Source organism: Streptomyces sp. TSRI0107 (assembly GCF_001905845.1).
In the GTDB taxonomy this organism is placed as follows: Bacteria; Actinomycetota; Actinomycetes; order Streptomycetales; family Streptomycetaceae; genus Streptomyces.
Window position 1 is genome coordinate 114,107 of the sequence record NZ_LIVZ01000001.1, and the last position, 20,177, is coordinate 134,283.

Here is a 20,177-nt window from a genome sequence, read left to right on the forward strand (position 1 = left end):
TGATGGAACTGATTCCGGCACCCCGCGGCGTCGTCGCCGGCTCCGGCGAGGTGCGGCTGACGGACCGCTCCCGGCTCCGCGCCGGCCCCGGGACGGAGGGCGTCGGCCGCCGGCTGGGCGCCGACCTCCGGCAGGCCACCGGCCTGCCGCTGCCCGAGGCACCGGACGCCGACGGCACCGACGGCGACGGCATCACGCTGCGGCTCGACCCCGGGCTGGGCCCGGAGGCGTACCGCCTCGTCAGCGACCGGAGCGGTGTGCTGATCGAGGGCGGTGACGCGGCCGGTGCCTTCTGGGGCGCCCAGACGCTGCGGCAGCTCCTCGGGCCCGACGCGTACCGCAGAGCCCCGATCGGCACGGACCGCGCCCGGTCCGTGCCGCACGCGACGATCGAGGACGCCCCCCGCTTCCGCTGGCGCGGCCTCATGCTCGACGTGGCCCGGCACTTCATGCCGAAGGAAGGCGTCCTGCGCTACCTGGATCTCATGGCGGCGCACAAACTCAACGTCTTCCACTTCCATCTGACCGACGACCAGGGCTGGCGCGTCGAGATCCGAAAGTACCCCCGGCTGACCGAGATCGGCTCCTGGCGGGCGCGGACGAAATTCGGTCACCGGGCCTCGCCGCTGTGGGAGGAGAAGCCGCACGGTGGCCACTACACCCAGGACGACATCCGCGAGATCGTCGCCTACGCCGCCGAGCGGCATATCACCGTCGTCCCGGAAATCGACGTACCGGGCCACTCGCAGGCCGCCATCGCCGCGTATCCGGAACTCGGGAACACCGACGTCATCGACACCACCGCCCTCACCGTCTGGGACAACTGGGGGATCTCTCCCAACGTACTCGCCCCCACCGACAACACCCTGCGCTTCTACGAAGGCGTCCTCGAGGAAGTGCTGGAACTGTTCCCGTCGGAGTTCGTGCACATCGGGGGCGACGAATGCCCCAAGGAGCAGTGGCGGAGTTCCCCGGCGGCCCAAGCCCGCATCGAGGAACTGGGACTGGCCGGCGAGGACGGGCTCCAGGCGTGGTTCATCGGCCACTTCGACCGGTGGCTGACCGCGCGGGGGCGCCGGCTCATCGGCTGGGACGAGATCCTGGAGGGCGGCCTCGCGGCGGGCGCGGCCGTGTCGTCCTGGCGCGGGTACGCGGGCGGGGTGACCGCCGCGCGGGCGGGCCACGACGTGGTCATGTGCCCCGAGCAGCAGGTCTACCTGGATCACCGGCAGGACGCGGGCGCGGACGAGCCGGTCCCCATCGGCTACGTCCGCACCCTGGAGGACGTCTTCCGGTTCGAGCCGGTTCCCCCGGAGCTGACGCCCGAGGAGGCCCGGCACGTGCTGGGCACCCAGGCCAACCTGTGGACGGAGGTGATGGAGGACCCCGCGCGCGTGGACTACCAGGCCTTCCCGCGTCTCGCCGCCTTCGCCGAGGTGGCCTGGAGCGCCCTGCCCGCCCCGCACGAACGGGACTTCGCCGGATTCGAACGGCGGATGGCCGCCCACTACCGGCGGCTCGACGCCCTCGGCGTGGCCTACCGGCCGCCGTCGGGGCCGCGGCCGTGGCAGCGGCGGCCCGGGGTCCCGGGACGTCCGATCGACGGTCCGCCACCGAACAGGTGACGGAAAAGGGCCCCGGTCTCCCCGAAGAGCGGCAATCCTGGTGAATCGGTGAAGTACGTCCCAAACGGACCATCTACCCGATGAGGTGGGCGAATGCCTCCTAGCGGACCCCCGCGTCCGGGCCCTGCGAAGATGTGCCAGAGTTGCCACGTCCGCCCTGTCAGCACGTACCGTACGGCAGCACAGGCGGGACCAGGTGGGGCAGCGGGAAGGGGCAGCCGGTTTGACCACGCACGCACCGCAGGCGGCGCAGGCCGTCACCCTGCCCGCCACTCTCGACGAGGCCGTGGCGGCGCTCACCGCGATGCCCGCCGCGGTCCCGGTGGCGGGCGGCACCGATCTGATGACCGCCGTCAACTCCGGTCAGCTCAGACCCGCCGGACTGGTGGGCCTCGGCCGGATCAGCGAGATCCGTGGCTGGCAGTACCAGGACGGTCACGCCCTGCTCGGCGCGGGCCTCACGCACGCGCGCATGGGCCGCCCCGACTTCGCCGCCCTGATCCCCGCGCTCGCCGCCGCCGCGCGCGCCGCGGGCCCGCCGCACATCCGCAACGCGGGCACCCTGGGCGGCAACATCGCCTCCGCCGCGCCCACCGGCGACGCGCTGCCGGTGCTGGCCGCCCTGGAGGCGACGCTGATCGTCGCCGGCCAGGGCGGGGCCCGTCGGGAGATCCCGGTGTCGCACCTGCTGGCCGGCATGGAGATGCTCCGCGCGGGCGAACTCATCGGCTACGTGCGCGTGCCGCTGCTGCACGCCCCGCAGGTCTTCCTGAAGGCGACCGGCCGGACCGGCCCCGGGCGGGCCGCGGCCTCCGTCGCCCTGGTCCTCGACCCCGCGCGGCGCGGCGTGCGGTGCGCCGTGGGCGCCATAGCGCCGATGCCGCTCAGGCCCCTGGAGGCCGAGCAGTGGGTCGCCCAGCTCATCGACTGGGACAACGACCGCGCGATCGTCCCGGAGGCGCTGCACGCCTTCGGCGAGTACGTCGCCGCGGCCTGCATCCCCGACCCGGCGCCGGCCGAGGACGGCTCCGTGGTGCCGCTGCCGCCCGCCGTACTGCACCTGCGGCGCACCGTCGCCGCGCTGGCCCGACGAGCACTGGGGAGGGCGCTGTCGTGACCGACGACCAGCACGGAGAGGGCACGCCCCAGGGCGGCGGCCGCTGGGACCCGCTGCCCCAGGGGGACTACGACGACGGCGCCACCGCGTTCGTGCAGCTGCCCGAAGGCGGCATCGACGCGCTCCTCGCCGCCTCCGAGAGCCCGCTCGCCGCGCCCGGCCACGGCTATGTGCCCCCGCCCATAACGGTCACCCCGGCCACCACCGCCGGCTCCGACCCGGCGGCCACCGGCGCCTGGAGCATGCCCGCCGAAGGCGCGCAGTGGCCCGACCCCGAGGCGGTGCCGCAGCAGGACGCCGCGCACGACCGGTTCACCTACGACCCCGGGGCGACCGGGCAGTGGACGTACGCGGAGCCGCCGGAGACGTACGAGGAGCAGCCGGAGGCGCTGCCCGCGCCCGGCCACGACGTCACCGGCCAGTGGTCGATCCCGGTCGCCGGCGGCGACCTGCCGGACGAGTCGGGCGAGTTCACCACGTCCGCCCTGGTCGAGCAGTGGGGCGGCACCCCGCCCGCCACCCTGCCCGGCGGCGCGCCCGCGCCCTGGGCGACGGAGGGCGCCGGGCAGGCGTGGGCACAGCAGGCGACGGCCGGGGACGGCGGTAGGCACCCGCAGGACCACCCGCAGTCTCACTCCGAGGCCCACGCGGAGCCGACGCCCGCGCACGGCATGTACGTGGGGCACCTCCCGGAGGCGGAGGCGGAGGCTGAGTCGGCCGAGGCACCGGCCCCGGAGGCCGGGGAGGCCGGGGAGGCCGGGGGAGCCCCGGAAACCCCGGGAGCCTCGGACACCGCAGGTGCAGGAGAGGCCGTGGAGGCCGTCTCCGGCGCCGTAGAGACTCCCGAAGGCACCGAGCCCACCGGAATGGCTCCGGACGCCCCCACGGGCGGCGAGAGCGCCGCTGAGGGCCCTGCGGAAGCCGAGGCCGAAGTGCTGCCGGACGCGGAACCCGCGCAGGCCGCAGGCACCCCGCCGCCCCCCTCGGACGCCGCCCCCGAGCAGGAGCACGCCCCCGAGCCCGCCGCGGCACCCGACGCCGCGGAGGACCCCCCCGCGCTCCCCGGCGAGGAGCACCCCCTCGCCTCCTACGTGCTGCGCGTCAACGGCGGCGACCGCCCCGTCACCGACGCGTGGATCGGCGAGTCGCTGCTGTACGTGCTGCGGGAACGCCTCGGGCTGGCGGGCGCCAAGGACGGCTGCTCGCAGGGCGAGTGCGGGGCCTGCAACGTGCAGGTCGACGGGCGGCTCGTGGCCTCCTGTCTGGTCCCCGCCGTGACCGCCGCCGGCAGCGAGGTCCGTACCGTCGAGGGCCTGGCCGTGGACGGGCAGCCGTCGGACGTGCAGCGGGCGCTCGCGCGGTGCGGCGCGGTGCAGTGCGGGTTCTGCGTGCCCGGCATGGCGATGACCGTGCACGACCTGCTGGAGGGCAACCCGGCGCCCACCGAGCTGGAGACCCGCCAGGCGCTGTGCGGCAACCTGTGCCGCTGCTCGGGCTACCGGGCCGTCGTCGACGCGGTCCAGGAGGTCGTCGCCGAACGCGACGCGCACGCCGCGTCCGACGCGGCCGAGACCGACGAGGCCCGCATCCCGCACCAGGCGGGTCCGGGTGCCGGGGGCGTCAACCCGTCGGCGTTCGAGGCGTTCCAGCCGCACGACCCGTCGTTCGGGCAAGGACCCGGAGACGGACAGGGACAGGGACAGGGACAGGACGGAGGCCAGGTGTGAGCAACGAAGCCGTCACCGCGAGCACCGCCACCGCGGCCGGCACCGCCGAGGCCGGCCCCGCCCCGGAGCCGATCCCGCACGGCCTCGGCTCCTCGCTGCCCGCCGCCGACGCGCGCGCGAAGACGGAGGGCACGTTCCCGTACGCGGCCGACCTGTGGGCCGAGGGGCTGCTGTGGGCGGCCGTGCTGCGCGCCCCGCACGCGCACGCGCGGATCACGTCCATCGACACCACCCACGCGCGCGCGATGCCGGGCGTCCGGGCCGTCGTCACCCACGAGGACGTGCCGGGGAGCGCGCTGTACGGCCGGGGCAAGGCCGACCGCCCGGTCTTCGCGTCCGACGTCGTACGCCACCACGGCGAGCCGATCGCCGCCGTCGCCGCCGACCACCCGGACACCGCGCGGATGGCCGCCGCGGCCGTCATCGTCGAGTACGAGGTGCTCGACCCGGTGACCGACCCCGAGCAGGCGTTCGAAGCCGAGCCGCTGCACCCCGACGGCAACCTGATCCGGCACATCCCGCTGCGGCACGGCGACCCCGAGGCGGCCGGCGAGGTCGTCGTCGAGGGCCTGTACCGCATCGGCCGCCAGGACCCCGCCCCCATCGGCGCGGAGGCCGGGCTCGCCGTGCCGCGCCCGGACGGCGGCGTAGAGCTGTATCTGGCCTCCACGGACCCGCACGCCGACCGTGACACGGCCGCCGCCTGCTACGGCCTGGAACCCGAACGCGTCAAGATCGTCGTCACCGGTGTACCCGGCGCCACCGCGGACCGCGAGGACCAGAGTTTCCAGCTGCCGCTCGGCCTGCTGGCCCTGAAGACCGGCTGCCCGGTGAAGCTCACGGCCACGCGCGAGGAGTCGTTCCTCGGCCACGCCCACCGGCACCCCACCCTGCTGCGCTACCGCCACCACGCGGACGCCGAGGGCCGGCTGGTCAAGGTCGAGGCGCAGATCCTGCTGGACTCGGGCGCCTACGCGGACACCTCGTCGGAAGCCCTCGCGGCGGCGGTGGCGTTCGCCTGCGGGCCGTACGTCGTCCCCAACGCCTTCATCGAGGGCTGGGCCGTGCGCACCAACAACCCGCCCTCCGGCCATGTGCGCGGCGAGGGCGCGATGCAGGTGTGCGCCGCCTACGAGGCGCAGATGGACAAGCTGGCCAAGAAGCTCGGCGTCGATCCGGCCGAGCTGCGGCTGCGCAACGTCATGGCGACGGGCGACGTCCTGCCCACCGGCCAGACGGTGACCTGTCCCGCGCCGGTCGCCGAACTCCTCCAGGCGGTACGCGACTTCCCCCTCCCCGCGCTGCCCAAGGACACCCCCGAGGAGGAGTGGCTGCTGCCCGGCGGCCCCGAGGGCGCGGGCGAACCGGGCGCGGTGCGCCGGGGCGTCGGCTACGGCCTGGGCATGGTGCACATGCTCGGCGCGGAGGGCGCCGACGAGGTCTCCACGGCCACGGTGAAGGTGCAGGACGGGGTGGCGACGGTGCTGTGCGCGGCCGTCGAGACCGGCCAGGGCTTCACCACGCTGGCCCGGCAGATCGTCCAGGACGTCCTCGGCGTGGACGAGGTCCACGTGGCGCCGGTGGACACCGACCAGCCGCCCGCCGGGGCGGGGTGCCGGGGCCGGCACACGTGGGTGTCGGGCGGTGCGGTGGAGCGCGCGGCGAAGATGGTCCGCACGCAGCTCCTGCAGCCGCTGGCCCACAAGTTCGGCATGTCCACCGAGCTGCTGCAGATCGCCGACGGCAAGATCACCTCGTACGACGGGGTCCTGTCGACGACCGTCGTCGAGGCCCTGGAGGGCAAGGAACTGTGGGCGACCGCGCAGTGCCGCCCGCACCCGACCGAGCCGCTGGACGGCGCCGGGCAGGGCGACGCCTTCGTGGGCATGGCGTTCTGCGCGATCCGCGCGGTGGTGGACGTCGACATCGAGCTGGGCTCGGTACGGGTGGTGGAGCTGGCGGTCGCCCAGGACGTGGGCCGGGTGCTGAACCCGGCGCAGCTGGCGGCCCGGATCGAGGCGGGCGTCACGCAGGGCGTGGGCATCGCGCTCACCGAGAACCTGCGGACCCCGCGCGGGGTGATACGGCACCCGGACCTCACGGGGTACTCCCTGCCGACGGCCCTGGACGCGCCGGACATCCGGATCGTCAAGCTCGTCGAGGAGCGGGACGTGGTCGCGCCGTTCGGCGCCAAGGCGGTCAGCGCGGTGCCGGTGGTGGCGTCGCCGGCGGCGGTCGCGTCGGCGGTGCGGGCGGCGACGGGCCGACCGGTGAACCGGCTGCCGATCCGGCCGCAGGCGGCGGTGGTGACCGCGCAGTGAGCGGCCGGTTCTGATCGTCGCGGCTGGTCGGGGCGATTGTCAGTGGCGCCGCGTAGTGTTCTTCCCATGAGCACGACCGGCGCCGTCATCGCGGCGATCAGCACCCCGGCCACGGAGTCCGGCCTCGCCCTCGACCTGCCTTCGCGCCTGCTGGACCAGGAGTTCGGCCGGGGGCGCGTGGCGCGTTTCGAGGACGTGGACTTCCCCGTGACGCTCACTCATGAACCGACGCGCCGCTTCCTTCGCGAGACCGGGCTGCCGGCGGACGAGGTCCTGTTCTCGCTGGACACGGACCTGCCGCTGCCGACGCTCACCGAGTTCTACACCGACGAGGAGTACACGGGCGGCTTCCCGCTCGACCGACTCCCGCGGGACGCCGACCAGTTGATACGCCTCGGCCGCCTGGCCGGGGACGCGGGCCTGGTGGTCGACGGCACGAGCGGCGAGATCCTCCGCTGGACCGAGCCGCAAGCCCGTCTGGACCCCCTGAACCGGGACGTGTCAGAACTGGTCCTCGCACTCTGCCTGTTGCGCACGAACAACAGCGAGGCGATGACGGGCCTGGAGGCCGTGGCGGGAATCGAACCCGCGTAACCAGATTTGCAGTCTGGCCCCTGAACCACTCGGGCACACGGCCAACGTGTTGCGTCGACCGTATGGCGGGCCGGGACGCGGGCTCAAGGGATCCGGGCGCGCTGCAACGTGACCGCCACACGCCGTTCATGAACGGGGGGGCGCAGGGCGGCGTAGGACCAACGGCGGAGGCGATCACCGCCTATCGACAGGGGTCAAACACCCCCGTGCCCCTTACGCTGACGTGCATGGCCGCCCTTGAACCCCGCGACGCCGTGGTCGCGGACACCGAAGTCACCCCCGAACCCGCGGGCCCCGTCGAGCGCGACGGCGTCCTCGCCCGGCCGTACCGGGCCCTCAGCATCGGGATCGTCTCCGTCGTCCTCCTCATCGCCTTCGAGGCGACCGCCGTCGGGACCGCGATGCCGGTCGCGGCGCGGGAGCTGGACGGGGTGTCGCTCTACGCGTTCGCGTTCTCGGGGTACTTCACGACCAGCCTGTTCGGGATGGTGCTCTCGGGCCAGTGGTCCGACCGGCGAGGCCCGCTCGGACCGGTCACCTGCGGTATCGCCGCCTTCGCCGCGGGGCTGCTGCTGTCCGGCACGGCCGGGGTGATGTGGCTGTTCATCCTCGGGCGGGCCGTGCAGGGCCTCGGCGGCGGCCTGGTGATCGTCGCGCTGTACGTGGTCGTCGGCCGGGCCTACCCCGAGCGGCTGCGGCCCGCGATCATGGCCGCGTTCGCCGCGAGCTGGGTCGTCCCGTCGATCGTCGGCCCGCTCGCCGCGGGCGCGGTCACCGAGCGGCTGGGCTGGCGCTGGGTGTTCGTCGGCATACCGCTCCTCGTCGTCCTCCCCCTGGCGCTGGCCCTGCCGCAGATCCGGCGCCGGGCGTCCGGAGCGGTCGGGGCGGACGGCGGCTCCGGCGCGGGCGCTTCCTTCGACGGCCGCCGGATCCGCTTGGCGCTCGGCATCTCCCTCGGCGCCGGACTGCTCCAGTACGCCGCCCAGGACCTGCGCTGGATCTCCCTGCTGCCCGGCGTGGCGGGCGCCGCGCTGCTCGTGCCGGCGGCGCTCGGACTGCTGCCGCGCGGCACCTACCGGGCGGCGCGAGGCCTGCCCTCGGTGGTGCTGCTGCGCGGCGTGGCGGCGGGCTCGTTCATCGCGGCGGAGTCCTTCGTGCCGCTGATGCTGGTCACCCAGCGGGGCCTGTCACCCACGATGGCGGGGTTCTCGCTGGCCGCCGGCGGCGGGACGTGGGCGCTCGGTTCCTGGGTGCAGTCGCGGCCCCGCCTGGAGCCGTACCGGGAGCGGCTGATGACGCTGGGCATGGTGCTGGTGGCGGCGGCCGTCGCGACCGCGCCGAGCGTGCTGATCGACGCCGTGCCGGTGTGGACGGTGGCCGTCGCCTGGGGCTTCGGCTGCTTCGGCATGGGCCTGGTGATCGCCTCGACCAGCGTGCTGCTGCTCCACCTGTCCGCCCCCGAGGAGGCGGGCACCAACTCCGCCGCCCTCCAGATCTCCGACGGCCTGTCGAATGTGATCCTGCTCGCGGCGGGCGGCGCCGCCTTCGCCGCTCTCGGCGGCGGGACAGTGGCCCACGCCACGGCCGGCGCGGCGGACGCGGCCTCCCATCCGGCCGCCTTCGCCGCCGTCTTCCTGCCTATGGCGTCGGTGGCACTGGCGGGCGCGTGGGTGACGACACGGCTGCGTGAGCGGTGAGTGAATCGGTGGCGTCACAGAGGGTGTTGTGACGTGAGTCCCACCCACGGGCGACCCGGCCTCGTTGGCGCGTTGACGGTGCCGGGCCGCCGGTAGGGTGGCCCGGTTGTTTTAGTAGCCGAGCCGCCCTACCCCGTACGGAGACCGTGACTACCACCGCCGCTTCCTCCTCCCACCACCTCTCGCCCGCCTTCCCCGGCCGCGCCCCCTGGGGCACCGCCAGCAAGCTGCGTGCCTGGCAGCAGGGTGCGATGGAGAAGTACGTCCAGGAGCAGCCGCGAGACTTCCTGGCCGTCGCCACCCCGGGCGCCGGCAAGACGACCTTCGCGCTGACGCTGGCGTCCTGGCTGCTGCACCACCACGTCGTGCAGCAGGTGACCGTGGTCGCCCCCACCGAGCACCTGAAGAAGCAGTGGGCCGAGGCCGCCGCGCGGATAGGCATCAAGCTGGACCCCGAGTACAGCGCCGGACCGCTGGGCCGTGAGTACCACGGCGTCGCCGTCACCTACGCCGGTGTCGGCGTCCGCCCGATGCTGCACCGCAACCGCGTCGAGCAGCGCAAGACCCTCGTCATCCTCGACGAGATCCACCACGCCGGCGACTCCAAGTCGTGGGGCGAGGCCTGCCTGGAGGCGTTCGAGCCCGCCACGCGGCGCCTCGCGCTGACCGGTACGCCGTTCCGCTCCGACACCAACCCCATCCCGTTCGTGACGTACGAGGAGGGCGCGGACGGCATCCGGCGCTCGTCGGCCGACTACACCTACGGCTACGGCTCCGCGCTCGCCGACAACGTCGTCCGCCCGGTCATCTTCCTCTCCTACAGCGGCAACATGCGCTGGCGGACCAAGGCTGGCGACGAGATCGAGGCCCGGCTCGGCGAGCCGATGACCAAGGACGCCATCAGCCAGGCCTGGCGTACGGCGCTGGACCCGCGCGGCGACTGGATGCCCGCCGTGCTGCGCGCCGCCGACCAGCGGCTGACCGAGGTCAGGAAGGCGATCCCGGACGCGGGAGCGCTGGTCATCGCCTCCGACCAGGACTCGGCCCGCGCCTACGCCAAGCTCATCCGGGACATCACCGGGCACAAGGCGACGCTGGTCCTCTCCGACGACGCCGGCGCGTCCGACCGGATCGACGAGTTCAGCAACAGCACCGACCGCTGGATGGTCGCCGTCCGCATGGTGTCCGAGGGCGTCGACGTGCCGCGCCTCGCGGTCGGCGTGTACGCGACGACGATCTCCACCCCGCTGTTCTTCGCGCAGGCCGTCGGACGCTTCGTGCGGTCGCGGCGCCGCGGCGAGACCGCGTCGGTGTTCCTGCCGACCGTGCCCGACCTGCTCGGCTTCGCCAACGAGATGGAACGCGAGCGGGACCACGTCCTCGACAAGCCGAAGAAGGACGGCGAGGAGGACCCGTACGCCGAGGAGGACAAGCTCCTCCAGGAGGCGGAGAAGCAGCAGGACGAGGACACCGGCGAGCAGGACATGCTGCCTTTCGAGGCGCTGGAGTCCGACGCCGTCTTCGACCGGGTCATGTACAACGGCGCCGAGTTCGGCATGCAGGCCCACCCCGGCAGCGAGGAGGAGCAGGACTACCTCGGCATCCCGGGCCTCCTCGAACCCGAGCAGGTGCAGCTGCTGCTGCAGAAGCGGCAGGCGCGGCAGATCGCGCACAGCAAGAAGAAGCCGGACAGCGAGGCGGACCTGCTGGAGCTGCCCGCCGAGCGGCGGCCCGTGGTCTCCCACAAGGAGATGATGGAGCTGCGCCGCCAGCTCAACACGATGGTCGGCGCGTACGTCCACCAGAGCGGCAAGCCGCACGGGGTCATCCACACCGAGCTGCGCCGCGTCTGCGGCGGGCCGCCGGCCGCCGAGGCGACCGCCGGGCAGCTGCGGCAGCGGATCGCCAAGGTGCAGGAGTGGGCCACCCGGATGCGGTAGCCCTGTCGGGGGCTTGAGGGGCCGCGGCGCGCGCCGTACGTATCAGGACATATCGCGGCAGGTCATATCGGCCACTGACCGGATTCTGGACGGAGCCTTCCGCTGAGCGAACCGGCTCGCTACTGTCCCGCTACGCACACGCCCCGTGGCAGCGCCGCCGCGGAGCGCAGCCGTGAAGCGACGCGGCTCGGTACAGGCCGGGCCGCCGGCCGATCGGCAGCCTCTGAAGCGCGTCGCTGACGGGACTCGGCGACGCATCCGCCGCGAGGGGGCTGCCGACCTCACCACTTAAGGAGTGGGCGTCGTGACCGCGGAGACCTCTCAGACGCTCGACCGGGGACTGCGGGTCCTCAAGCTGCTGGCCGACACGGACCACGGGCTGACCGTCACCGAGCTTTCCACCAAACTGGGCGTGAACCGGACCGTTGTGTACCGGTTGCTGGCCACGCTGGAACAGCACGCACTCGTACGCCGGGACCTGGGCGGCCGCGCCCGGGTGGGACTCGGCGTGCTGGGACTCGGACGGCAGGTGCATCCGCTGGTACGGGAGGCGGCGCTGCCGGCGCTGCGCTCGCTGGCGGAGGACATAGGCGCCACGGCGCACCTGACGCTGGTCGACGGGGCGGAGGCGCTGGCCGTGGCCGTCGTCGAGCCGACGTGGACCGACTATCACGTGGCGTACCGGGCGGGGTTCCGGCACCCGCTGGACCGGGGGGCCGCGGGCAAGGCGATTCTGTCCGCGCGGCAGAAGCCGTCCGGTGACCCCGGGTACACGCTGACCCACGGCGAGCTGGAGGCGGGCGCGAGCGGGGCCGCGGCGCCGCTGCTGGGCGTGACCGGGGTCGAGGGCAGCGTCGGTGTCGTGATGCTGGCCGACGCGGTGCCGGAGCGGGTGGGCACGCGGGTGGTCGAGGCGGCCCGGGAGGTCGCGGAGGCGCTGCGCTGAGCCGTGCCGAGCCTGGGGGCACGGTTGCCCGCAGGCTGAGCCGGTGGGTCCTCCGTTAGATTGACTCCGTGCTCTCTCGTCTCTCTCGCCCCCAGGCCCTCGCCGTCTGCGCGCTGCCCGTCGTGGCGCTTCTCGCCACCGCGGCGTTCGCGCCGCTGCCGTTCGTCGTGGCGGAGCCGGGGATGACGGCGGACGTGCTCGGCAAGGACAAGGGGACGCCGGTGATCACCATCACCGGGGCGCCGACCCTGAGGACGAGCGGCGAGCTGCGGATGACGACCATCGAGGCGTCCGGCCCGGAGGCGCCGGTGTCGTTCGCGGACGTGGTCGACGGCTGGTTCCGAAGCGACGAGGCCGTGATGCCGCGGGACGCCGTGTACCCCAGCGGGGACAGCGAGCGGGAGATCGAGGAGTACAACGAGAAGCAGATGCGGGAGTCGCAGGACGATGCGACCGCCGCCGCGCTGAACTACCTCGACCGTGCCGACGAGGGCATCGGGGTCGACCTGGAGCTGGAGGACGTCGGCGGGCCCAGCGCCGGGCTGCTGTTCTCGCTCGGCATCGTCGACAAGCTCGACGGGAACGGCAGCGGGGGCGACCTGACCGGCGGCCGTACGATCGCCGGGACCGGCACGATCACCCCCGACGGCGAGGTCGGGCCGGTGGGCGGGGTGGCGCTCAAGACGCAGTCCGCCAAGCGTGACGGCGCCACCGTCTTCCTGGTGCCGAAGGCCGAGTGCTCGGACGCGAAGTCGGAGCTGCCCAAGGGGCTGCGGCTGATCCCCGTGACCACGTTGAAGGGGGCCGTGCAGTCCCTGGTCGCCCTCCAGAGCGGCAAGGGGTCCGTGCCCAGCTGCTGAGCGGCGTCACCCTTCCTTGACGAACCCTTCCTGCACCAGCCAGTCCAGCGCGACCTGGTGCGGGTCCTCGCCGTCCACGTCGACCTTGGCGTTGAGGGTCTGGGCGACCTCGTTGTTCAGCTTCTGCGTGATCGGGTCCAGGATGCCCGTGATCGCCGGCCACTCCTTCAGCGTGTCGGTGTTGATCACCGGAGCGGCGTTGTAGTTGGGGAAGAACTGCTTGTCGTCCTCCATGACCACGAGGTTCATGGACTTGACCCGCCCGTCGGTGGTGAAGACCTCGCCGTACGTGCAGGTGCCCTTCGCCACCTGGGTGTAGATGATCCCGGTGTCCATCTGGGTGATGCGGCCCGCCGGGATGTCCATCCCGTACTCCTTCTCCATCCCCGGCAGCCCGTCCGCCCGGTTGGCGAACTCGCCCTCGACGCAGAGCGTCACCGCGCCGGGGTCCTTCCCGGCCAGTTCGGCCACCTCCGACAGGGTCTTCGTGCCGTACTTCTCGAAGTTCGCCTGGTTCGTCGCCAGCGCGTAGGTGTTGTTCAGCGCGGACGGCGCCAGCCAGGTCACGCCGTTCTCGAGGTCGGCGTCGCGCACCACCTGCCACTGCTGCTGTGGGTCGGGGATGGGCTCGCTGTTGCCCATGTACGTGATCCAGGCGGTGCCGGTGTACTCGTACGCGGCGTCCGCGTCGCCGTTGACGACCGCCTCGCGGGAGCCGATCGAGCCCTGGATGCCGGTGCGGTCGAGGACTTCCGCGCCGGCCGCCTGGAAGGCGATGCCCATGATCGCGCCGAGGATGAGCTGCTCGGTGAACTCCTTGGACGTCACGGTGAGGTCGGCGCCCTTGAGGGGTTCGCCCTGCCCGATGGAGCCCGGCTTCACGTCGTCGACCATCGGCGAGCCGCTGGTGAGCCCGCAGCCCGCGGCCGCGACCAGGACGCCGGCCAGCAGCAGGCCCGTACGCCTCCCGGCCCCGCGTCCCATGGCCCCGCGCCTCATGTCTCGCTCTCCAGTCCCCGCGGCCGCAGCAGCAGTTCCGCCAGTGACGCCGCCCAGTCCACCAGCAGGGCGAGGGCGACGGTGAGGATGGAGCCCAGCACCAGCACGGGCATGCGCTGGCTGGTGATGCCCGTGGTGATCAGGACGCCGAGGCCGCCGCCGCCCCCGAAGGTCGCCAGGGTCGCCGTGCCCACGTTCAGCACCAGCGCGGTCCGCACGCCCGCCAGGATCAGCGGGACCGCCAGGGGCAGTTCCACCTTGGTGAGTACCCCCATGGGGGACATGCCGATGCCGCGCGCCGCCTCCAGCAGCGTCGGGTCGTTCGCCTTGAGCCCGGCGATGGTGTTCGACAGCACCGGCAGCACGGCGTAGACGGTGATGCCGATCAGGGCCGACCGGCGGCCGATGCCGAACCAGATCACCAGCAGCGCGAGCAGGCCGATCGCGGGGGTCGCCTGGCCCATGTTGGCCAGCGCCATCGCGAACGGGGTGGCCCTGCGGAACCGCTGCCGGGTCAGCAGGATGCCCAGCGGGATCGCGATGATCAGCACGAAGAAGGTGGAGATCAACGACAGCTGGATGTGCTGCCACAGCGCCTTGGAGACCCGCCCGCCCGACAGCGCGTTCTCGGAGATGGTGTCCAGCTCGGCCTGCTGGAACCACAGCCAGGTCCCCAGCAGCAGCATCACCAGGAACGCGGGCAGGAACGTCAGCTTCCGCCACCCGATCCGGCGGGGCGCGGGGCGGTGCAGATGCGGGACGGGCTCCAGCTCGGCCTCGCCGTCGTCCCGGAAGGGCAGCCCCCTGACCTCGTGCTCGCCCTCGGGGCGGCGCTCGCGCTCCGGTGAGGTCGTCACGCCTTCGTCTCCCCCGGGTCACCCTCCTGCTCCGCGCGGGTCAGCTCGTCCCGGGCCTCCTCCAGTTCCTGCTGGTGCTCGATCGCGTCCAGCCGGTCGGCCTCCAGCAGTTCGTGCACGGAGTTCATCAGCGTCTCCATATCGACGACGCCGGTGTACTCGCCGTGCCGGCCGGTCACCGCGACCCGCCCGGCGTTGTCGGTGAGGACGGCTTCCAGGGCGTCCCGCAGGGTGGCGTCCCGGGTCACCGTGTCGTGCACCAGGGTGCCCGCGCGCGCCAGCGACCCCCTGGCCCGCATCAGGTCGCCGCGCCGCAGCCACTTGTAGGGGCGGCCCCGCCGGTCCAGCATCAGGATCTCGTTCGTCCCGCCGCGGCGGAGCTTGTTGAAGATGTTCTGCAGCGGTTCGTCCACGGTCACCGTCGGATACTCGGTGATCTCCACCTCGCGCACACGCGTCAGGTTCAGCCGTTTCAGCGCGGCGCCCGCGCCGACGAAGCCGGAGACGAAGTCGTCCGCCGGGTTGGTGAGGATCGCCTCCGGGGTGTCGAACTGGGCGATGTGCGAGCGTTCCCGCAGCACCGCGATCCGGTCGCCCAGCTTGATCGCCTCGTCGAAGTCGTGGGTGACGAAGACGATCGTCTTGTGCAGCTCGTGCTGGAGCCGGATCAGCTCGTCCTGGAGGTGGTCCCGGGTGATCGGGTCGACCGCGCCGAACGGCTCGTCCATCAGCAGCACGGGGGGATCGGCGGCCAGCGCCCGTGCCACGCCCACGCGCTGCTGCTGCCCGCCGGACAGCTGGCGCGGATAGCGGCCGCGGAACTCGCCCGGGTCCAGGCCGACGAGGTCGAGCAGTTCCTCGACCCGGTCGCGGATCCGGGTCTTCGGCCAGCCGATCATCTTCGGTACGAGGCCGATGTTCTGCGCGACGGTCATGTGCGGGAAGAGCCCCGCGGACTGGATGGCGTAGCCGACCTTGCGGCGCAGCTTCACCGGGTCGATGTCGGTGACGTCCTCGCCGTCGATCCGGATCCGGCCGCTGGTCGGCTCGATCAGCCGGTTGATCATCTTCAGGGTGGTGGACTTGCCGCAGCCGGACGGCCCGACGAAGATCACCGTCTCGCCCGCCCCGATCTCCATGCTGACGTTGTCCACCGAGGGCGCGGGGTTGCCGGGGTAGCGCTTGGTCAGGTTCTCCAGCTCGATGGTGGCGCCACCGCGAGCGCTGTTCTCAGGCACGGATCCCCCTGGGAATGGTCAGCCGTCCGAGCAGGACGTAGGCGGCGTCGAAGAGCAGGGCCAGCACGATGATCCCGAGGGTGCCCGCGAGCACCTGGTTCAGCGCGTTCTTGCTGCCCAGCGAGGCGATCCCGCGGAAGATCAGGTTGCCGAGGCCGGGCCCGGAGGCGTACGCCGCGACGGCGGCGATGCCCATCAGCATCTGGGTCGAGACCCGGATGCCGGTCAGGATCGGCGGCCAGGCCAGCGGCAGTTCCACCCGCGCCAGCCGCATCGACCGGGACATCCCGATGCCGGTCGCGGCGTCCAGCAGCGCCGGGTCGACGCCCCGCAGGCCGACGATCGAGTTCCGCACGATCGGCAGCAGCCCGTACAGGATCAGCGCGATCACGGTGGGGGCCACGCCGAGACCGACGATCGGGATCAGCAGACCGATCATGGCCAGCGACGGGATGGTCAGGATGGTGGACGTGGTGGCGGTGGCCATGCTGCCGCCCCAGGCGCTGCCGTAGGTCGCGACGCCGATCAGCACGCCGAGCACGGTGGCCACGACGATGCACTGGAAGACGACGCTGGCGTGCTGTGCGGCGTCGCTGAGCAGCTGCTGATGGCGACTGCCCAGGTACTCCCAGAAGTTCACACCGCCTCACCCCACGACTAGGACGTCCTTTCCCGGTCCTCGGCCGCCTGCTCCACGAGCGGGATGATCCGCAGCGGAACGGGGTTTTCCATCACGATCGCGGTGGAGGCCCGGACGATGCCATCAAAACCGACAACCCGGTCGATCACCCGCTGAAGATCGGCGTTGGAGCGGGCCACCAGACGGCACAGCATGTCGTTGGCGCCGGTGGTGGTGTGCAGCTCCAGCACCTCCGGAACGGTCGCCAAGTGGGCCCGTACATCGGCTCCTTGCCCCTGCCGGATCTGCAGCGTGGCGAACGCCGTGACGGGGTAGCCGAGGGCCGCGGGGTCCACCTGAGGACCGAATCCGCGGATGACTCCGTTCGACTGAAGCCGGTCCAGCCGCGCCTGCACGGTGCCGCGCGCCACCCCCAGCCGCCGGGACATCTCCAGCACCCCGATCCGGGGCTCCCGCGCGAGCAGCACGATGATCCGCCCGTCCAGATGATCGATCGCCATGCCGAGCCCTCCCGGCTCTCCCGTAGTGGTCATCCTGTACAGAAGTGTCGTACTCGCGGCCTCACAGCTGGACAGATTGCCCAGTGAATACGCAAACTATTGCGCACCTTGCAGAGCGGGGCCAGGCTTCGGCTATGACGCAGACCACACACCAGACTCCCGACACCGCCCGGCAGGCCGACCCCTTCCCGGTCAAGGGGATGGACGCGGTCGTCTTCGCCGTGGGCAACGCCAAGCAGGCGGCGCACTACTACTCCACCGCCTTCGGCATGAGGCTGGTCGCGTACTCCGGACCGGAGAACGGCAGCCGCGAGACGGCCAGTTACGTGCTCGAGAACGGCTCGGCGCGCTTCGTCCTCACCTCCGTCATCAAGCCCGCCACCACCTGGGGCCACTTCCTGGCCGAGCACGTGGCCGAGCACGGCGACGGCGTCGTCGACCTCGCCATCGAGGTGCCGGACGCGCGGGCCGCCTACGAGTACGCCCTCGCCCACGGGGCCCGCTCGGTCGCCGAGCCGTACGAGCTGAAGGACGAGCACGGCACCGTCGTCCTCGCCGCGATCGCCACCTACGGCGAGACCCGGCACACCCTCGTCGAGCGCACCGGCTACGACGGCCCCTACCTGCCCGGTTACGTCGCCGCCGCGCCGATCGTCGAACCGCCCGCGCAGCGCACCTTCCAGGCCATCGACCACTGCGTCGGCAACGTGGAACTCGGCCGGATGAACGAATGGGTCGGCTTCTACAACAAGGTCATGGGCTTCACGAACATGAAGGAGTTCGTGGGCGACGACATCGCGACCGAGTACAGCGCGCTGATGTCGAAGGTCGTGGCCGACGGCACGCTGAAGGTCAAGTTCCCGATCAACGAGCCGGCGATCGCCAAGAAGAAGTCCCAGATCGATGAATACCTGGAGTTCTACGGCGGCGCCGGTGTCCAGCACATCGCGCTGAACACCAACGACATCGTCGCCACCGTCCGCACCATGCGCGCGGCCGGCGTGCAGTTCCTGGACACCCCCGACTCGTACTACGACACCCTCGGCGAGTGGGTCGGCGACACCCGGGTGCCGATCGAGACGCTGCGCGAGCTGAAGATCCTCGCCGACCGCGACGAGGACGGCTACCTGCTGCAGATCTTCACCAAGCCGGTCCAGGACCGTCCGACCGTGTTCTTCGAGATCATCGAACGGCACGGCTCGATGGGCTTCGGCAAGGGCAACTTCAAGGCCCTGTTCGAGGCGATCGAACGCGAGCAGGCCAAGCGCGGCAACCTCTAGGGGGTGTCTTGCCGATCAGGCCGGATCAGGGAGCGGCGTCTGGTGCCGTGCATCGCAAGGCGGAGGAGGGAGTCGATGCGGAGCGATGGGGGTGCCCCCGCGGGAGCTCGTTCGAGCGTGGGGGAGAGTGACGACAACGCGGCGAGGCGCGGTGCCAGGCGCCGCGAGCCCGGCATGATCGGCGAGACGCCCCCTAGGGCTGCTCAGGCAGCCGCCGAACCCCGGGAGCCCGGTCGCCCGTCGGCCGGTCCTCCGGGGCTCGCTCGGCCGGAGGCCGGACCTGCGGGGTTCGCTCGGCCGGCGGGCGCACGTCCGGACGCCGTACCTTCGGCGGCCGCACGTCCGGCGGCAGCTTGTCGGGCGGCTCGCCGAGCGCCTTCAGCGCCGTCCGGGCGAGCGGCACGTGCAGCGGGGAGAAGTACGGGTTCAGGCGCAGCGCCTCCTCGAGATGCCGTCGAGCGGGGCCGTGCAGCTTCAGGTCCCGCTCGATCATCCCCCGGTGGTAGGCGTACAGCGCGCTGCGCATCGTGCCGCCCTTCTGCCGGTCCGTAGCCCGCACGGCGAACGTCCACGCCCCCTTGTGGTCGCCTGCCCGGTGCAGCGCCCACCCCAGTGCGTCGGCGACGGCGATCGACGGCTGCCGCCGCCACTCCGCGCGCAGCCGCCGCACGGCGGACTTCGGGTCCCCGTGGTCCGCCTCCATACGGCCCAGCACCAGCTCCTCGTCCACACCGCCCGCGGCCGCCGACCGCACCAGGTCACGCACCAGGTCGTACTGCGCCCGCGCCTCCGGCTTCAGCCCCAGCGACTCGTACAGCTCGCCCAGCTCCAGCGCGTACTCCGGCGCCGGCTGCTCGGCCAGCGCCGCGCGGTACGCGCTCAGCGCCTCCGCCGTCCGGCCCAGCGCGGCCAGCGCCCTGCCCTCCCCGACCTGCGCGGCCCGCTGGCCCGGGTCGGTGCGCAACGCCTCCCGGAAGAGCCGCAGGGCCGCCTCCCGGTCCCCGCGCTCCCACGCCAGCTGCCCGCCCCGTTCCAGCCAGGCCGCCCGCTCGGCGGGGGACCGGGCGGCCGCCGCCGCGTCCGACAGCTCGGCGGCCGCGTCCTCGGGCCGGCCCCGGTCCCAGTACACGGCGGCCGCGCGGGCCATCACCGCTGGCCCGGTGCGCAGGGTCAGCAGCCGGTCCAGCGTCCGCTTGACCGCCTTGTAGTCGCCGAGCCCGGTGTAGGCGTCGATCAGCAGCGGATACGTCGTCCAGCGCGCCCGGTCCACCTTCAGCGCGGCCTCGCCCCACTTGCGCGCGGCCGGGAAGTCCCGCCGCGCGTTGGCCAGCGCCGCCATACCGTCCAGCGCCGCCGCGTTCCCGTTCGGCCGCACCTTCAGCGAGGTGCGCAGCGCCCGCTCCGCCTTCGGGTAGTGCCCGGCGTCGGCGTCCCGCCGCGCCTGCTCCACGTACGCCGTCCCCAGCACCGCCCACGCGCCGGCGTCCTTGGGATGCTTGCGCACCCGCGCCTCCCGGTCGCCGATCAGGGCCGTCAGATCCGGCAGCTCGGGCGGCACCCCCCTGCTCACCGCCCGCGCCGCCGCCCCCGGAGCGGGCGGCGGGGCGGTCTTCTCGTCGGGCGGCCACAGCATCAGCACCCCGCCGAGCACCAGGCACCCGGTGAGCGAGGCGATCATCGCCCCTTTGAGGACGACATGGACCCGGCGCCTGCGCGTCTCGGCCTCCTGCTCGGGACTGGGCCTGGCTCCGCTGCTCTCCTGCGTCTTCATGCCGCTCACTGTGCGTCAATACGACGAGTCATCCCGGCAGCCGTAGGGCGCCGCCGACGGGGTTC

Annotated in this window: 16 protein-coding genes and 1 tRNA gene; 10 read left to right on the top strand and 7 right to left on the bottom strand. The window is 72.8% G+C overall.

Going from position 1 to position 20,177, the window contains the following annotated elements; genetic code table 11:
• Positions 1-2 precede the first annotated feature (2 nt).
• The 5 genes from AMK31_RS00430 (at position 3) to AMK31_RS00450 (ending at position 7,384) form a co-directional block, all read left to right on the top strand.
• A complete protein-coding gene (locus AMK31_RS00430; protein ID WP_073938241.1) occupies positions 3-1,625 on the top strand; it encodes a beta-N-acetylhexosaminidase in 1,623 nt (540 codons plus the stop codon).
• A gap of 223 nt (positions 1,626-1,848) precedes the next feature.
• A complete protein-coding gene (locus AMK31_RS00435) occupies positions 1,849-2,742 on the top strand; it encodes an FAD binding domain-containing protein (protein ID WP_073938242.1) in 894 nt (297 codons plus the stop codon).
• Positions 2,739-4,469: a 2Fe-2S iron-sulfur cluster-binding protein gene (locus AMK31_RS00440; protein WP_073938243.1), complete on the top strand. Its 1,731-nt coding sequence runs from the start codon at positions 2,739-2,741 to the stop codon at positions 4,467-4,469. The genes AMK31_RS00435 and AMK31_RS00440 overlap by 4 nt, the downstream gene beginning before the upstream one ends.
• Positions 4,466-6,790 carry a xanthine dehydrogenase family protein molybdopterin-binding subunit gene (locus AMK31_RS00445; RefSeq protein ID WP_073938244.1) on the top strand — a complete coding sequence of 775 codons (2,325 nt, stop codon included), beginning with the start codon at positions 4,466-4,468 and terminating at the stop codon, positions 6,788-6,790. The genes AMK31_RS00440 and AMK31_RS00445 overlap by 4 nt, the downstream gene beginning before the upstream one ends.
• 66 nt (positions 6,791-6,856) lie before the next feature.
• Entirely contained in the window at positions 6,857-7,384 is a 528-nt protein-coding gene (locus AMK31_RS00450) for an SUKH-4 family immunity protein (RefSeq protein ID WP_073938245.1), read from the top strand.
• Here AMK31_RS00450 and AMK31_RS00455 read toward each other — a convergent pair.
• A tRNA-Cys gene (locus AMK31_RS00455) sits at positions 7,353-7,427 on the bottom strand. The two genes, AMK31_RS00450 and AMK31_RS00455, sit on opposite strands and share 32 nt — an antisense overlap.
• Positions 7,428-7,611: 184 nt before the next feature.
• Here AMK31_RS00455 and AMK31_RS00460 point away from each other — a divergent pair.
• The 4 genes from AMK31_RS00460 (at position 7,612) to AMK31_RS00475 (ending at position 12,827) form a co-directional block, all read left to right on the top strand.
• On the top strand, positions 7,612-9,081 hold the full coding sequence (locus AMK31_RS00460) for an MFS transporter (protein ID WP_073938246.1): 1,470 nt from the start codon (positions 7,612-7,614) through the stop codon (positions 9,079-9,081).
• A 146-nt stretch (positions 9,082-9,227) separates the two neighbouring features.
• Positions 9,228-11,021 (top strand): DEAD/DEAH box helicase, encoded by a 1,794-nt coding sequence (locus AMK31_RS00465; protein WP_073938247.1) that lies wholly within the window; start codon positions 9,228-9,230, stop codon positions 11,019-11,021.
• Between the two features lie 304 nt (positions 11,022-11,325).
• Positions 11,326-11,967, top strand: a complete 642-nt coding sequence (locus AMK31_RS00470; RefSeq protein WP_073938248.1) for an IclR family transcriptional regulator — start codon at positions 11,326-11,328, stop codon at positions 11,965-11,967.
• A 68-nt stretch (positions 11,968-12,035) separates the two neighbouring features.
• The gene (locus tag AMK31_RS00475; protein ID WP_073938249.1) at positions 12,036-12,827 is read left to right on the top strand and encodes a YlbL family protein; all 792 of its coding nucleotides are present in this window, start codon (positions 12,036-12,038) and stop codon (positions 12,825-12,827) included.
• A 6-nt stretch (positions 12,828-12,833) separates the two neighbouring features.
• On the opposite strand, the gene AMK31_RS00480 is transcribed toward AMK31_RS00475, so the two are convergent.
• The 5 genes from AMK31_RS00480 to AMK31_RS00500 are packed head-to-tail and all read right to left on the bottom strand — an operon-like array spanning position 12,834 to position 17,061.
• Positions 12,834-13,826, bottom strand: a complete 993-nt coding sequence (locus AMK31_RS00480; protein WP_241842494.1) for a glycine betaine ABC transporter substrate-binding protein — start codon at positions 13,824-13,826, stop codon at positions 12,834-12,836.
• Positions 13,823-14,683 (bottom strand): ABC transporter permease, encoded by an 861-nt coding sequence (locus AMK31_RS00485; RefSeq protein WP_073938251.1) that lies wholly within the window; start codon positions 14,681-14,683, stop codon positions 13,823-13,825. Before AMK31_RS00485 ends, AMK31_RS00480 begins: the two co-directional genes overlap by 4 nt.
• A complete protein-coding gene (locus tag AMK31_RS00490) occupies positions 14,680-15,921 on the bottom strand; it encodes a betaine/proline/choline family ABC transporter ATP-binding protein (RefSeq protein WP_073938252.1) in 1,242 nt (413 codons plus the stop codon). Before AMK31_RS00490 ends, AMK31_RS00485 begins: the two co-directional genes overlap by 4 nt.
• Positions 15,914-16,561 (bottom strand): ABC transporter permease, encoded by a 648-nt coding sequence (locus AMK31_RS00495; RefSeq protein WP_073938253.1) that lies wholly within the window; start codon positions 16,559-16,561, stop codon positions 15,914-15,916. Before AMK31_RS00495 ends, AMK31_RS00490 begins: the two co-directional genes overlap by 8 nt.
• Before the next feature lie 17 nt (positions 16,562-16,578).
• Entirely contained in the window at positions 16,579-17,061 is a 483-nt protein-coding gene (locus tag AMK31_RS00500; protein ID WP_073938254.1) for an Lrp/AsnC family transcriptional regulator, read from the bottom strand.
• Between the two features lie 134 nt (positions 17,062-17,195).
• On the opposite strand from AMK31_RS00500, the gene hppD reads away from it, so the two are divergent.
• The gene (hppD, locus tag AMK31_RS00505; protein ID WP_073938255.1) at positions 17,196-18,341 is read left to right on the top strand and encodes a 4-hydroxyphenylpyruvate dioxygenase; all 1,146 of its coding nucleotides are present in this window, start codon (positions 17,196-17,198) and stop codon (positions 18,339-18,341) included.
• Between the two features lie 193 nt (positions 18,342-18,534).
• Here the strand turns inward: hppD and AMK31_RS00510 are convergent, their stop codons facing one another.
• Positions 18,535-20,112: a tetratricopeptide repeat protein gene (locus AMK31_RS00510; RefSeq protein WP_079186624.1), complete on the bottom strand. Its 1,578-nt coding sequence runs from the start codon at positions 20,110-20,112 to the stop codon at positions 18,535-18,537.
• Positions 20,113-20,177 lie beyond the last annotated feature (65 nt).